The 14,120-nt window shown below is 62.9% G+C and carries 13 protein-coding genes; 5 read left to right on the top strand and 8 right to left on the bottom strand.

From position 1 onward, the window contains the following. Positions 1-7: 7 nt before the first annotated feature. From tsaE to chvI, 8 genes are all read right to left on the bottom strand, one after another. Positions 8-1,519 (bottom strand): tRNA (adenosine(37)-N6)-threonylcarbamoyltransferase complex ATPase subunit type 1 TsaE, encoded by a 1,512-nt coding sequence (gene tsaE, locus AC0C6X_RS07425; protein ID WP_472952686.1) that lies wholly within the window; start codon positions 1,517-1,519, stop codon positions 8-10. Beyond that, positions 1,519-3,999: a sensor histidine kinase gene (locus AC0C6X_RS07420; RefSeq protein ID WP_472952358.1), complete on the bottom strand. Its 2,481-nt coding sequence runs from the start codon at positions 3,997-3,999 to the stop codon at positions 1,519-1,521. Before AC0C6X_RS07420 ends, tsaE begins: the two co-directional genes overlap by 1 nt. 305 nt (positions 4,000-4,304) lie before the next feature. Continuing rightward, the gene (ahcY, locus tag AC0C6X_RS07415; protein ID WP_173517981.1) at positions 4,305-5,705 is read right to left on the bottom strand and encodes an adenosylhomocysteinase; all 1,401 of its coding nucleotides are present in this window, start codon (positions 5,703-5,705) and stop codon (positions 4,305-4,307) included. 166 nt (positions 5,706-5,871) lie between these two features. Further along, a complete protein-coding gene (locus tag AC0C6X_RS07410; protein ID WP_043624332.1) occupies positions 5,872-6,162 on the bottom strand; it encodes an HPr family phosphocarrier protein in 291 nt (96 codons plus the stop codon). After that, positions 6,162-6,563, bottom strand: coding sequence for a PTS sugar transporter subunit IIA (locus AC0C6X_RS07405; RefSeq protein WP_173517982.1), 402 nt, complete (start codon positions 6,561-6,563; stop codon positions 6,162-6,164). Before AC0C6X_RS07405 ends, AC0C6X_RS07410 begins: the two co-directional genes overlap by 1 nt. A 156-nt stretch (positions 6,564-6,719) precedes the next feature. Then, on the bottom strand, positions 6,720-7,178 hold the full coding sequence (locus AC0C6X_RS07400; RefSeq protein WP_247959313.1) for an HPr kinase/phosphorylase: 459 nt from the start codon (positions 7,176-7,178) through the stop codon (positions 6,720-6,722). Continuing rightward, a complete protein-coding gene (locus AC0C6X_RS07395) occupies positions 7,175-8,962 on the bottom strand; it encodes a sensor histidine kinase (protein WP_349508029.1) in 1,788 nt (595 codons plus the stop codon). Before AC0C6X_RS07395 ends, AC0C6X_RS07400 begins: the two co-directional genes overlap by 4 nt. A 205-nt stretch (positions 8,963-9,167) precedes the next feature. After that, a complete protein-coding gene (gene chvI, locus AC0C6X_RS07390; protein ID WP_173517985.1) occupies positions 9,168-9,893 on the bottom strand; it encodes a two-component system response regulator ChvI in 726 nt (241 codons plus the stop codon). A gap of 324 nt (positions 9,894-10,217) precedes the next feature. Here chvI and AC0C6X_RS07385 point away from each other — a divergent pair, with 324 nt between their 5' ends. The 5 genes from AC0C6X_RS07385 to AC0C6X_RS07365 all read left to right on the top strand — a co-directional run bounded on the left by AC0C6X_RS07385 (position 10,218) and on the right by AC0C6X_RS07365 (position 14,104). Beyond that, a complete protein-coding gene (locus AC0C6X_RS07385; RefSeq protein ID WP_472952356.1) occupies positions 10,218-11,828 on the top strand; it encodes a phosphoenolpyruvate carboxykinase in 1,611 nt (536 codons plus the stop codon). Between the two features lie 115 nt (positions 11,829-11,943). Then, positions 11,944-12,378: an alternative ribosome rescue aminoacyl-tRNA hydrolase ArfB gene (gene arfB / locus AC0C6X_RS07380; RefSeq protein ID WP_173517987.1), complete on the top strand. Its 435-nt coding sequence runs from the start codon at positions 11,944-11,946 to the stop codon at positions 12,376-12,378. 78 nt (positions 12,379-12,456) lie between these two features. After that, entirely contained in the window at positions 12,457-12,930 is a 474-nt protein-coding gene (gene lysM, locus AC0C6X_RS07375) for a peptidoglycan-binding protein LysM (RefSeq protein ID WP_472952355.1), read from the top strand. 2 nt (positions 12,931-12,932) lie between these two features. Continuing rightward, positions 12,933-13,304, top strand: a complete 372-nt coding sequence (locus AC0C6X_RS07370) for a hypothetical protein (RefSeq protein WP_247959510.1) — start codon at positions 12,933-12,935, stop codon at positions 13,302-13,304. A 188-nt stretch (positions 13,305-13,492) separates the two neighbouring features. Next, the gene (locus tag AC0C6X_RS07365) at positions 13,493-14,104 is read left to right on the top strand and encodes an alpha-ketoglutarate-dependent dioxygenase AlkB (protein ID WP_173517990.1); all 612 of its coding nucleotides are present in this window, start codon (positions 13,493-13,495) and stop codon (positions 14,102-14,104) included. The last annotated feature ends 16 nt before the right edge of the window (positions 14,105-14,120 follow it).

The following is a 14,120-nucleotide window of genomic DNA, read 5'->3' as shown; positions in this document are numbered from 1 at the left end:
TTCTCTGTCAGTTCGCTGATTCGGAAACGAGGATTCCGGTCTTCATACACCAGTCATACAAGGGTTTCAGCGATTCATGTGTGAGCGCCGCCTGAAGGTAGGCGAAAGTGCGCGGCATGTGTTTCATATAGCCGGGCTTGCCGTCTCGCTGCATCAGCCGCACCCAGATGCCGACGAGCTTGCAATTGCGCTGTGCCGACATCAGGTGCCAGTCACGCAGGAAAGTCGCCTCGTCGAAGCTGCCGCTTGCGCGCCGTTCCGCGAGATAGGTTTCCATCATCCGGCTGGCAAGCGGAGGCGCGATGGTCACGCGCGCGTCCTGCACCAGCGATGCCACGTCATAGGCGGTCGGACCGATCATCGCGTCCTGGAAATCGATGAGGCCGATTCGGTCAAGGCCCTGGCGGTCGCCGCGCCAGATGATGTTCGGCGAGTGGAAGTCGCGCAAGAGCAGGTTGGTCTCGGAGGTCTGCAGGAGATCGATCAAGCCGTCCCATATGTCGGAATATTCGCGCTTCTCGTCGTCGCTTGCCGGTTCGCCGCGTTTCCAGGGCAGGTACCAGTCGATCAGGAGCCGGGTCTCGATCTTCATCGCCGTCCGGTCGAAATCGGGAATGCGGTGGCTGACCGTCGGATCGACCACGATCTCCCTGTCGGTCTGTTTGGCATGGAGGCGGGCGAGCAGTCGCGCGCTTTCGATATAGCGCTCGGCGATCGGCTCCCCCGCCGCATCGAGCACGCCTTCCGACCCCAGGTCCTCGATCAGCAGAATGCCCTGGTCGAGATCGCGGGCGTAGATCGCCGGCGCCGCAAAGCCGCGTGCAATGAGCAGCTGGTCGATGGCGACGAAGGGAACGACGTCTTCGGCGATATGCGCGAGCTGCTGGTAGTATTTGCCGTCCTGCAGAATGGGGCCGGGCTTGTGCCGCGGCGAGTCCATCAGAATCCGGCTAACGGAGCCATCCGCCGGGTAAATGCGCTCATAGGCCCGGATCGAGGCGTCACCGCTCAGGTGCCGGCGCCGTGCGTTCGGGTGACCGTTGTGATCGAGAAAGTCACGGATTGCGAGCGTACGGGCGATGCGCTGCGGCTTTTCGTCCGGACCGGAGATTTTGACGCGGCGCCCATCGCCTTCATGGGCGATCGTCAGCGTGATGCGGCTGGCGGGGAGGGCGTCGTCCGCCCGCTCCGGCCATTCGACGAGACAGATGCCTTGCGATAGCGCCTCGTCGAAGCCGAGCTCGTCCAGTTCGCTGGAATCAGCCAGCCGGTAGAGATCGAAATGCGCGACCGGAATGCGAAGGTCATAGGTCTGGACCAGGGTGAACGTCGGGCTCGGGACCTCCAGGCCGTCGTCATCGGCAAGCGCCCGAAGGAGCGCGCGCGCCAAGGTCGACTTGCCCGCCCCGAGATCGCCCGAGAGCGCGACGCAGTCGCCGGGCTTCAGGGCCAGCGCCAGATCTTCGCCGAGCTCGATCGTTGCCGCCTCGCCCGTCAGGAAGCGCTCGATCGTCGACATCATTCGGCCGCGACGATCGTCGGCACTTCGGCCGAGGGAATGCGGCAGGTCACTTCCGTGCCTTCACCTTCCTTGCTGCGGATCGAGACGGTGCCGTGGTGCAGGCTGACGAAACTCTCGACGATCGAAAGCCCGAGACCTGCGCCGCCACGCTGGCCGTAGCTTTCGAAGCGATTGAACACGGTGTCGAGCACGTCCTGCGGGATTCCGGGGCCGCTGTCCGAGACCGAGAAGATGAAGTCGCTGCCCTCGCGGCGGCACTTCAGCTCGATGGCGCTGCCATCCGGTGCGAAGTTTGCGGCATTGGTGAGCAGCTTCACGAAAATCTGCTTCAGCCGCTGCTGGTCTGCAACCATGCGGCCGAGATTGTCAGGGGCGGTGATCCTGAGCGTCACGCCGCTTTCGAGCAGCCGGTCGGCCATCTGATGGGCGATGTCATCGAGGAAGTCGGTGAGACTGATATCGGACATGTCGAGCTGGACGATGCCGGCATCGACGGTCGCCAGATCCAGGATGTCGTTGACGATCGTCAGCAGCAGCGACGAGGACGTGGCGATGTGGTCGACATATTCCGCCTGCCGCTCGTTGAGGTCGCCGAAGGCCGGCGTCTTCAATAGATCGGCGAAGCCGATGATGTTGGTGAGCGGCGAGCGCAGCTCGTAGGAAACGTGGTGCACGAAATCGTTCTTCAGCGCATCCGCCTTGCGCAGCGCCTCGTTCTTTTCGGTGAGCGCCCGCTCGACCCGGACGCTGTCGGTGATGTTGACGAAGGTCAGCATCGTCTGCGCGTTCGGCAGCGGGATGACGGCGTAGTCGAGGATCAACCCGGTCCGAAGCTCGAGAATGCCGCGGCTCGAGGGCCGTTCATCGTCGAAGCTGGTGATGATGTGAGTGAAACGCTTCCACCCGTCCGGCTGGTCGTAGGAGATGAGGCAGGCCTGCTCGATCGCCCGGATATGGGTGCCGGGTTTGGCTTCCGCCTCGCTGATGCCCCAGATCGCACGGAAGGCCGGGTTCGAAAGGCGAATGCGACCGTCGGGGCCGAACACCGCCACGCCTTCGGCGAGGTGGTCGATGGTCTCGCCCTGGACCTGTACCAGCGTGTTGTAGCGCGTTTCGAGATCGACCTTCTCGGTCAGGTTCTCGAACACCCAGGTCGCGCCGCCCTGCGGGCGGGCGGTGGCGAAGACACGCAGCGTCTGGCCGTTCGGCAGGTGCCAGAGGTCGCTCTGCGTGTCGAGCGCCTGATAGACGGAAAGCGCGTTCGCCTTCCATTGTTTCCAGTTGAGCTGCTCCGGCAGCTGACCGCCGGCCCGCAGCCGGTCGAGCACCTCGCCGTTGTCCGGCTTGCGCTCCAGGAAGCCGATGTCGAGGTTCCACAGACGCTGGAAAGCCTGATTGTAGAACTGCAGGCGCTGATTGCCGTCGAAGATCGCGACGGGGGTCGCAAGATGATCGAGCGTTTCGGCATGGCTCTTGAGCGTGCGGTTGAGTTCCTCGCGTACGGCCTCGATGCCGGAGACATCGATGGCGACGCCGGCCGAGCCGGCCGGGCTGCGGGCATCGACGACGTCGAAGAAGGTGCGGTTGCCCTTGACGACGGTCGAAACCTTGTCGCGGAACGGCGTGTCGAACGTGGAGACGGCGCGGATCTTTTCGCGCGCGACGGTCGCGAGCAGCTCGCGCCCCTCGGCGACCGCAGTCGCGACGTCGGGAGCCTCCACCGCGTCGGCATAGGCTTCGTTGACCCAGGTGAGCGCGCCATCCGTGCCGCGCTGCCAGACCGGCAGATCGATGGCGTCGAGAAGGGTGCGGAAAGAGACGAGCGCTGAATTGAGCCGGTCGTGCTCCAGTTTCAGCTCGGCGAGTTCCGCGCGCATGTTGTTGAGCGCGATGAAGCGTACGAAAGCTCGCCCGCCCGAAACCCGTCCCTGGGCCTCCAGGACTTCGTTGCGTTGCGTTTCGAGCACCAGGTCGAAGCTGCGCGCCTCGGTACGCAGCGCATCGATCGCCTTTTCCAGTTCTCCGGCAGATTGCGCCTTGATCCAGCGGCCGAAGGCCAGGAACTCGCGGTCGTCTGCCGGCGCGCCGGTTTCGGGCGGCAGCTGGCCGAGCAGTTCGGCCCGCTCGAGCAGTCCGTCCCAGACGACGATCCGGCGGTTCTTGTCGGCCACGAGCGCCTGATAGCGTGAAAGGCGCTGGTTCGCGTCCGACAGATCGGAGCGCAATTCGCGGTTTTCCGCTTCGATATTGCCGCGTTGGCGGATCAGCCAGATGGCCGAGATCATCGCTGCGGAAATGACGCCGATAAGCACGGAGAAAGTGACAACTTCCGAGGAGCCGAAGATGTTGGCCTTCTGCGGCGCGACCTGGGCGAGGGCATCCGTTGCTGCAAAAAGAGCGGTGCCGGCCAAAAGGTGGCGCAGGAACTTCGGGCCCTTGCGGCGGCTGCCCGGAATAGCTGTTTGGTCTCTGTTCATGGCGCTGCCATCCCCGTCTGCCCGAAGGGTGCTGCCGGCCTTGTTGCGCCTTGCACAGTTCCACCGAGGCCCTGGTCAAGGGCCTGCGTCAGTTCCGATTGCATCCCCGGTCTGTCTCCGTCTGTTTGCCGCTTATCGACAAGACATCCCATCCGCGATGCCCAAGGTCCGCACCGGCATCACGAATCAATGGGTTAGAGCATACTTCCTAGTCGAATCGTCGGGAAGGGAGAGGCCCAAAAAAGCGGCCGCGCTCTCTTGTCAAGAACGCGGCCACAAGATGTTGTGGATTGCCCGGGTAAGGATTAGTACCGGTAGTGCTCGGCCTTGAACGGGCCCTGCTTCTTCACGCCGATGTAGCTGGCCTGCTCTTCGGAAAGCTCGGTGAGCTTGGCGCCGAGCTTCTTCAGGTGCAGGCGAGCGACCTTCTCGTCGAGCTGCTTCGGCAGGACGTAGACTTCGTTCTTGTACTTCTCACCCTTGGTGAAGAGCTCGATCTGCGCCAGGACCTGGTTGGAGAACGAGGCCGACATGACGAAGGACGGGTGGCCGGTGGCGTTGCCGAGGTTCAGGAGGCGGCCTTCCGACAGCAGGATCATGCGGTTGCCCTTCGGGAACTCGATCATGTCGACCTGCGGCTTGATGTTCGTCCACTTCAGGTTACGCAGCGCCGAGACCTGGATCTCGTTGTCGAAGTGGCCGATGTTGCCGACGATCGCCATGTCTTTCATCTCGCGCATGTGGTCCATGCGGATGACGTCCTTGTTGCCGGTCGTCGTGATGAAGATGTCGGCGGTCGAGACGACGTCTTCGAGCTGAACGACTTCATAGCCGTCCATGGCGGCCTGCAGCGCGCAGATCGGGTCGACTTCGGTGACCTTGACACGGGCGCCGGCGCCGGCGAGCGATGCTGCGGAGCCCTTGCCGACGTCGCCGTAACCGCAGACGACGGCGACCTTGCCGGCCATCATCACGTCGGTGCCGCGGCGGATGCCGTCGACCAGCGATTCCTTGCAGCCGTACTTGTTGTCGAACTTCGACTTGGTGACCGAGTCGTTGACGTTGATTGCCGGGAACGGCAGCAGGCCCTTGGCCTGGAGCTGGTACAGGCGGTTGACGCCGGTGGTGGTTTCTTCGGTCACGCCCTTGATGGCGTCACGCTGCTTGGTGAACCAGCCCGGCGAAGCCTCAAGGCGCTTCTTGATCTGCGCGAAGAGGATTTCCTCTTCCTCGGAACCGGGGTTCGAGAGCACGTTCTCGCCGGCTTCGGCGCGGGCGCCGAGCAGGATGTACATGGTGGCGTCGCCACCGTCGTCGAGGATCATGTTCGAGACGCCGCCGTCGGCCCACTGGAAGATCTTGTCCGTGTAGGTCCAGTATTCTTCGAGCGTTTCACCCTTGACGGCGAAGACCGGAACGCCGCTTGCGGCGATCGCCGCGGCTGCGTGATCCTGGGTCGAGAAGATGTTGCAGGACGCCCAGCGCACGTCGGCGCCGAGGGCAACCAGCGTCTCGATCAGGACGGCGGTCTGGATGGTCATGTGCAGCGAGCCGGTGATGCGCGCGCCCTTCAGCGGCTTTGCAGCGCCGAACTCTTCGCGGCAGGCCATCAGGCCCGGCATTTCCGTTTCGGCGATCGCAATTTCCTTGCGCCCGAAATCGGCGAGACCGATGTCGGCGACGATATAGTCCTGAGTGGTGGTCATGGAATTCTCCGGGCTGGTCTCTTCAAGCCGCATGGCTTCAACCGAACTGCGGCGCGATTATGCCTCCCGCGCCTGCGCGACGCGGTGAGAGTGCGACCGATCTATCAGGAATCAGGGGAGAGGGCAATATCGATATAAAGAAGTCTTTATATCTTTATATTGTCAGTCAGATCTCTTCGCCGAACTTGTCGGCAACCAGCGCGTCGAGCGCGTTCAACGCCTCTTCGGCCTGCGCGCCGCTTGCGGTCACGCACACGCTGCAGCCGGTGCTGGCAGCCAGCATCATCAATCCCATGATCGACGTTCCGCCGACCGTCATGCCGTCCTTCGACACGGTAATCTCGGCGTCATAGGCCTCGACCGTCTGCACGAACTTCGCCGATGCCCGCGCATGCAGGCCCCGCTTGTTGATGATCAGCAGTTCGCGCGTCAGCGACATGTCGGGGCGATGATCCATTACTTACCACTCAGGACGCGGCTGGCGACGTTGATGTATTTCCGTCCGGCTTCCGACGCTTCGACCAGTGCCTTGTCCATGTCGCTCTCGCCGCGTACGCCGGCGAGCTTGATCAGCATCGGCAGGTTGACGCCGGCAATCACTTCGACCGTACCGCTGCGCATCACCGAGATGGCGAGGTTGGAGGGGGTTCCGCCGAACATGTCGGTCAGGATGATGACGCCGTTGCCTTCGTCGACAGTGGTAACCGCATCGAGGATATCCTGTCGACGCTGGTCCATGTCGTCCTCGGGGCCGATGCAGACGGTCTCTATAGCTTTTTGCGGACCGACGACATGCTCGAGCGCAAGTCGAAATTCCTCAGCCAGCTTGCCATGGGTGACAAGCACAAGTCCGATCATGGGTATCTTCGCTCCAACTGCACACGCAATTCACTGATGGCCAGATATCGCAATGCAGCAATTTCGTCCACCTGTTGGGGCGGCCATCTTGGCAAGGAAAAGGGGAAGTGCAAGCCAAAAATGCCGAAAAACCAGCCGCGCTGACCGTAAATCGAGCTAGAAACCCAATTTTTCGGCGATCAGCATGCGCAGAATATCGAGAGTCTGCGCCCCCTCTTCAACGGGAACGCGAACAATCGGCAGCGCTCGCCCGAATGGCAAGGGCAGCATCTCGTCTTCCGGAGCCAGGCGCGGGTCGAAAGGCGCACTGACCGGCAGCAGGGCCCAGTCCATCACCGCGGCAGGCACGGTTTCGATCTTGCCGATACCGGCGCCACGGATTTCGATCAGGCCGTGAATGGAAGGCGGACAGCGTGCGACAATCCTGTCGTGTTCCAGCCTCAGATCCACCCGATCGTCGGCAACGAGAGCCGCAAAGTGGCCGGCCTGTTGGGCGGCCGTGATGCACGCAAGCGCCAGCCTGGATTTGCCGATGCCGGAAGGGCCGGTGATCAGGAAGCCGCGCGTCCCGAGCACGATGGCAGTGCCGTGGACATTGGCGCGGGCGGCCGTCACGCGTGCGGCTCGGCGGGAAGCGACAGGATGAAGCGCGCGCCACTGACGTGGCCATCCTGCGCGACGATGTTTTCCGCCTTCAGCGTACCGCCATGCGCTTCGGCGATCTGCCTGGAGATCGACAGGCCGAGGCCGGAGTTCTGGCCGAAATCCTCGCCTTCGGGCCGGTCGGTGTAGAAGCGCTCGAAGATGCGATCGATGTCTTCCGCCTGGATGCCGGGGCCGTTGTCCTCGACATAGACGAGGCAGCGCGATCGCGACCGTGTGAGGCGCACGACGATCCGCCCGCCGTCTTCGGGAACGAAGGACCGGGCGTTCTCGATCAGGTTGGTGATGATCTGGCCGATGCGCAGCTCATAGCCGCTGACGGCGAAGCGGGCCTTCGGGCTGTCCTTGCGGTCGATCACGAAGTCGAGCAGCACCGTCTTTTTCTTGCTGCGGACCTGACGGGAAATGTCCACGAGGTCGCCCAGAAGTTTTTCGAGGTCGATGATCTTGGCATCGCTGCGGGCGAGTTCGGCGTCGAGCCGCGAGGCGTCCGAAATGTCGCTGATCAGGCGATCGAGGCGGCGGACGTCATGCTGGATGACGTCCATCAAGCGCTTTTTCGATTCGTCGGTGCGCGCCAGCGGCAGGGTTTCGACGGCGCTGCGCAGCGAGGTGAGGGGGTTCTTCAGCTCGTGGCTGACGTCGGCCGCGAAATTCTCGATCGCCGCGATCCGATCGTAGAGCGCGGTCGTCATCTCGCGGAGCGCGACGGAAAGGTTGCCGATCTCGTCCTGGCGCGAGGAGAAATCGGGGATTTCCTCGCGCTCCTTGGCGCCGCCGCGGCGCACGCGCACGGCCGCCGCCGCCAGGCGCCGGAGCGGGTTTGCGATCGTCGAGGACAGAAGCAGCGACAGGATGATGTTGACGAGGGCAGCGACGCCGAAGACGCGGATGATGGCCAGGCGCTCCGCCTGGACGATCTTGTCGATGTCGCCGGCCTGCGTCGACAAGAGCAGCACGCCGAGCACGGCGCGGAAACGCTGGACGGGAACGGCCACCGACACGATGAGTTCGCCCTTCTCGGTCACGCGCTCGACATAGCCGCGCACGCCGGTCAGCGCGTTGGTGACCTCAGGATAGATCGAGCCGTTGCCACCCGGCGGCTCCTTGTAGAGCGGCAGATTGCCCGGCTGCAGCAGCTTGTTCAGCCAGCTGTTGAGTTTTTCGCCGATGCCAGTCGATTCCGGTTCGATCGGCGGCAGGTCGAAGCGCAGCACCTGGCCGCCGCTGTAGAGATGTCGGGAATCGAGCAGCAGATCGGCATCGGCATCGAACAGGCGCGCGCGGGTGCGCGTCGGCGAGATCAGGCGGCGCAGAACCGGCGCTACGCGTTCCTGGATGATCGGGAAGTCGAGATCCTCGTCGCTCGGAAGCGGCGTAATGCTCTGGCCCGCCTGCAGTTCCAGCAGCTTTTCGGGATCGATGGTGATCGAGTTGGTGTCGACCGAGGCCGAGGCCGAGATCGCCCCGGCGATGATTTCACCCTGGGTCAGCAGGCTTTCGACACGTGCGTCGATCAGTCCCTCGCGGAACTGGTTGAGATACATGATGCCGCCGACGAGGACGACGAGTGCCACGAGGTTGAAGAAGACGATGCGGCGGGTGAGGCTCGAGAAGACGGCGTTGCCGAACAGCCGACGAATCAGCGTGAAGGGATGTGCCCAGCGGCGTTGGCCGTTCTGTGCCTGCGCACGCCCGTCACTGTCTTCGATGTCGCCTTGCAAGACTTCTACCAAATGTCCCGCTCCCGCGCGGACTGTCCTTCACGTTCGTTCGATGACGACGTCGCTGCCAGCCGGAGCCAGTCGCGTCGTCGCTGTCTTCCATGGTCCGGTCCAAAGACGGCGGAGATCGCTGCGAGCTTCAAAGGAGGCCGTCGGCCATGCTCCCACAGCGCCGCCTTGAATGCGCCACTCTGGGAGCGATGGCAAGCCCCGTGGCTCAGGCGGTCTCCCGAAAACGGTAACCGACACCGTAAAGCGTCTCGATCATATCAAAGTCGTTGTCGACCATCTTGAACTTCTTGCGCAGCCGCTTGATGTGGCTGTCGATGGTGCGGTCGTCGACATAGACCTGCTCGTCATAGGCCGCGTCCATCAGTGCATCGCGGCTCTTCACCACGCCCGGGCGCTGGGCGAGCGAATGCAGGATGAGGAACTCCGTCACCGTCAGCGTGACCGGCTCGCTCTTCCATGTGCAGGTGTGGCGCTCCTGGTCCATCACCAGCTGACCGCGCTCGAGCGAGCGCGACGGCGTGTCGGATGCCTTGACGGTGGTCGTCGAGTTGCCGGCCGCGGCCTCGCGGTTAGCGGCGCGACGCAGGATCGCCTTGACGCGTTCAACCAGCAGGCGCTGCGAGAACGGCTTGGTAATGAAGTCGTCGGCACCCATCTTCAGACCGAAGAGTTCGTCGATCTCTTCGTCCTTCGAGGTCAGGAAGATCACCGGCAGGTCGGACTTCTGTCTCAGGCGGCGCAGCAGCTCCATGCCGTCCATGCGCGGCATCTTGATGTCGAAGATCGCAAGTTGTGGCGGCCGGGCGAGCAGGCCCTCCAGCGCGGAAGCACCGTCGGTATAGGTCTCGACCTTGTAGCCCTCTGCCTCGAGGGCGATGGATACGGACGTCAGAATATTCCGGTCATCATCGACAAGCGCGATGGTCTGCATCGTGTTCAACTCCGTCTTTTGAGGTGCCGGTCTCGTCCCCGAAAAATCCGGCATTCGCGAGTCACGGGTGCGTTAGTGAGTATAAAGGTGGAACAAATTGTGGCGAAGCGCAAAAAGCACCTGTTGTGACGATAGGATAGGCCCTGGCAGATCGGTGTTTGGCAGGTCGAATTCAACCGATTAAAAAAACGATAATTTTCTTTAAATCGATTAATATACTGAAATCATTATTCTTTTTTTGACGCCGCCTTGTTTTTGAGCGAGCATGCAAGTATGGTCCGGCGAAATTCAACGCCAATGGCCAAACACGAAGGAAGGTTGACCATGGAGCAACTCGGCACTCGTAATCTCGCGAACGGCTTGGAAAAACTCGGCTTTATCGACCTGGAAAAGGTTCGGTACAACCTCGAAGCCGCAGAGCTTTATGAGGAAGCTCTTCGCCGCGGCGAGGCTGAGCTGACGGCACACGGCGCCCTCGTCGCCCGTACCGGGCAGCACACCGGCCGCTCGCCGAAGGACAAGTTCGTCGTTCGCGATGCGAACACCGACGATCAGATCTGGTGGGACAACAACAAGCCGATGTCTCCCGAGCATTTTGCCCTGCTGCGCCAGGACATGCTCGATCACGCCAAGGGCATGTCGCTCTATGTGCAGGACCTCGTCGGCGGCGCCGATGCCGCCAACGCCCTTCCGACCCGCGTCGTCACCGAATATGCCTGGCACTCGCTGTTCATCCGCAATCTCTTGATCCGTCCGGCCCGCGAGGCGCTCGCCTCCTTCCTGCCGAAGCTGACGATCATCGATCTGCCGAGCTTCAAGGCTGATCCGGAGCGCCACGGTTGCCGCACGGAGACCGTCATTGCCTGCGACTTCACCAACGGCCTGATCCTCATCGGCGGCACCTCCTATGCCGGTGAAATGAAAAAGTCGGTCTTCACCGTTCTCAACTACCTGCTGCCCAAGAAGGGCGTCATGCCGATGCACTGCTCGGCCAATGTCGGCTCGGCCGGTGACACGGCAATCTTTTTCGGCCTCTCCGGCACCGGCAAGACGACGCTTTCGGCCGACCCGACCCGCACGCTGATTGGCGACGACGAGCACGGCTGGGGCGAACAGGGCGTGTTCAACTTCGAAGGCGGCTGCTACGCCAAGGCGATCCGTCTGTCGGAAGCTGCCGAGCCGGAAATCTACGCGACGACCCGCCGTTTCGGCACGGTGATGGAAAACGTCGTGCTCGATGAGCGCCGCGTTCCGGACTTCGACGATGGCTCGCTGACGGAAAACACCCGCATCGCCTATCCGCTCGACTATATCCCGAACGCCAGCGCCACCGGCACCGCGCCGCAGCCGCGCACCATCATCATGCTGACGGCCGACGCCTTCGGCGTGATGCCGCCGATCGCCAAGCTGACGCCGGAACAGGCGATGTATCACTTCCTCTCCGGCTACACCGCCAAGGTCGCCGGCACGGAAAAAGGTGTCACCGAGCCGGAAGCCACGTTCTCGACCTGCTTCGGCGCGCCGTTCATGCCGCGTCATCCGTCGGAATACGGTAACCTCCTGAAGGACCTGATCGCCAAGAACGGCGTCACCTGCTGGCTGGTCAATACCGGTTGGACCGGCGGCGCCTACGGCACCGGCAGCCGCATGCCGATCAAGGTGACGCGCGCTCTGCTCGCCGCCGCCCTCGACGGCTCGCTGAACGCTGCCGAATTCCGCACCGACGCCAACTTCGGCTTCGCCGTTCCCGTCTCGGTCCCCGGTGTCGAAGACGGCATTCTCGATCCGCGCTCGACCTGGGCCGACGGTGCAGCCTACGATGCGCAGGCACGCCGTCTCGTCGACATGTTCATCGCGAACTTCGCCAAGTTCGAGAGCCATGTGGATGGCAGCGTTCGCGACGCAGCTCCCGGCACGAAAATCGCCGCCGAATAAATATCGTCGGCTATGATTCACGTGAAACCCGGCCGCCCACGGCCGGGTTTTTCGTTTTCGCGGTGAATATTTTCAAGAGGTTCGCTCTGTGCCATAGATCGGGGCGAGGTGAACCATGGCCAGCGACCCGCTCTACATAAACGACAACATCGTGATTGCCGGCTGGGAGCTGACGGAGCAATTCGTGCTGGCCGGCGGGCCGGGCGGACAGAACGTCAACAAGGTGTCGACGGCCGTGCAGCTTTTCTTCAACGTGTTGGCCTCGCCGGCTCTCTCCGATCGCATCAAGGCCAACGCGCTGAAGATCGCCGGTCGCCGCGCCTCGAAAGAGGGCGTGCTGATGATCGAGGCCAGCCGTTTTCGCAGCCAGGAGCGCAACCGCGAGGATGCGCGCGAGCGGCTGAAGGAACTGATTCTCAAAGCCGCGGAGCCGCCACCGCCGCCGCGCAAGAAGACGAAACCGACCCGTGGCTCCGTCGAGCGGCGCCTCAAGGAGAAGTCCGGGCGCGGTGAGATCAAGAAGCTTCGGGGGCGGCCGGCCGGAGACTGATTTCTTTTTTGCCGCTCCTTGCCTTTGGCAGGCGGCGCCCTCTCTTATCGGCAGTGTTTTGGCAAAAGGAGATATTTCATGGGTCTTTTCAGCTTTATCAAGAACGCGGGCAAGAAGCTCGGCATCGGCGGCGACGATGACGCTCCGGATGCCGAAAGCGTTCAGAAGGAGCTTGCATCCCACGATCTCGGCACCAAGGACGTGCAGGTCGAAGTGGCCGGTGACAAGGTCGTGCTGAAAGGTGTCGTGAGGGACCAGAGCGTCTTCGAAAAGGCCGTCGTTGCCGTCGGCAACACGCTCGGTGTCTCGGCGGTCGAGGCGTCCGAGCTCAAGGTCGCTGATGCCGGCGCTGAGCCTGCTCCGGCCAAGGAGCCGGTTTTCTATACCGTCAAGAAGGGCGACAACCTCTGGAAGATCGCCGAAGCGCAATACGGCAGGGGCAAGGGTGCGAAGCACACGGCCATCTTCGAAGCCAACAAGCCGATGCTGACGCATCCGGACAAGATCTACCCCGGCCAGGTTCTGCGCATTCCGGATCTGGACGCCGCTTGAGCGTGTCGGTCGGGCGCTCTCTGTCAATCGCCGCGCTGGCGAGCCTCTGGCTTGCCGGCGCTTCACTGGCGCAGCCCTTCCGTGAGCCCGCCAAGGGTAATGCCGAACGTGCCGCGATCCTCGACGCGATCCGCCCGGCGGTCGAGGCGGAGATGCGTGGCCCTGTCGAATTCGTCGTCACGACGATGCGCGCCTCGCCCAACTGGGCCTTCATGCAGGTGGAGTCGCAGCGTCCCGGCGGCGGCGCGATCGATCTTGCGCAAACCGGGTTGCGCGACGAGGCCGAGATGATGGATGGTCGGACGGTGTTCGCACAAGATCACGATGATTTGGGTCGGAGCGACCCAAATCATAAACGTGATCGGTTCTTTTAAGTTAGAGCGGGATACGGGCGGAAAACCGCGCACACTTTTCCTTATCCCGCTCTGGTCAGCTTCCAGAACGGCCGCTGGAACCTGATCGACCACGTCGTCGGGCCGACGGATGTCGCTTATGCCGGCTGGCGGCTTCGCTATGGCGAACCGGCAGCGCTTCTCGGCCTCGAATAAGAGGACTGTCACCCATGCAGGTGCTCCCGAAAGGGGTCAGACACATTCCGGGCTTTCTCGACCGAACCCGGCAGGAGCAGCTTGTCGAGGCGATCCGCCTCGTCGTGGCCGAAGCGCCATTGTTCGTGCCGGAAATGCCGAAAACGGGCAAACCCATGTCGGTGCGCATGACCAATTGCGGTTCGCTCGGCTGGGTCACGGATCGCGATCGCGGCTATCGCTACCAGGCTCAGCATCCGGTGACCGGCCACCCCTGGCCGGCGATGCCGGATGTGCTGCTCGAAATCTGGAATGCGGTTTCCGCCAGCAACAAGACGCCGGAGGCCTGCCTGGTGAACTTCTATTCCGAGGAGGCCCGCATGGGTCTGCACCAGGACCGCGACGAGCGCGACCTCGAAACGGCCGTCGTATCGATCTCGCTCGGCGATAGCTGCCTCTTTCGCGTCGGCGGCAACACGCGCGGCGGCCAGACCATGTCTTTCCGGCTCGAAAGCGGCGACGTCGTCGTGCTGGGCGGGGAAGGCCGGCTTGCCTTCCATGGCGTCGACCGGATCTACCCGAACACGTCGACGCTCCTGAAGCATGGCGGCCGGGTCAATCTGACGCTTCGCCGCGTCAATCCCTGACCGCCGGTCGAACGCT

This window comes from Ensifer sp. VA4, from assembly GCF_055710065.1.
Note: the sequence above shows the minus strand (reverse complement) of the source record. Positions and strands in the feature narration are given on the sequence as shown.

What these genes read in the sequence shown, in the direction of transcription:
- tsaE (WP_472952686.1), bottom strand. Translation starts at nt 1,519, where the DNA reads ATGTCGACGATCGAGCGCTTCCTGACGGGCGAGGCGGCAACGATCGAG.
- AC0C6X_RS07385 (WP_472952356.1), top strand. Translation starts at nt 10,218, where the DNA reads ATGGAGCAACTCGGCACTCGTAATCTCGCGAACGGCTTGGAAAAACTC.
- lysM (WP_472952355.1), top strand. Translation starts at nt 12,457, where the DNA reads ATGGGTCTTTTCAGCTTTATCAAGAACGCGGGCAAGAAGCTCGGCATC.
- AC0C6X_RS07420 (WP_472952358.1), bottom strand. Translation starts at nt 3,999, where the DNA reads ATGAACAGAGACCAAACAGCTATTCCGGGCAGCCGCCGCAAGGGCCCG.
- arfB (WP_173517987.1), top strand. Translation starts at nt 11,944, where the DNA reads ATGGCCAGCGACCCGCTCTACATAAACGACAACATCGTGATTGCCGGC.
- AC0C6X_RS07405 (WP_173517982.1), bottom strand. Translation starts at nt 6,563, where the DNA reads ATGATCGGACTTGTGCTTGTCACCCATGGCAAGCTGGCTGAGGAATTT.
- chvI (WP_173517985.1), bottom strand. Translation starts at nt 9,893, where the DNA reads ATGCAGACCATCGCGCTTGTCGATGATGACCGGAATATTCTGACGTCC.
- AC0C6X_RS07410 (WP_043624332.1), bottom strand. Translation starts at nt 6,162, where the DNA reads ATGGATCATCGCCCCGACATGTCGCTGACGCGCGAACTGCTGATCATC.
- AC0C6X_RS07365 (WP_173517990.1), top strand. Translation starts at nt 13,493, where the DNA reads ATGCAGGTGCTCCCGAAAGGGGTCAGACACATTCCGGGCTTTCTCGAC.
- ahcY (WP_173517981.1), bottom strand. Translation starts at nt 5,705, where the DNA reads ATGACCACCACTCAGGACTATATCGTCGCCGACATCGGTCTCGCCGAT.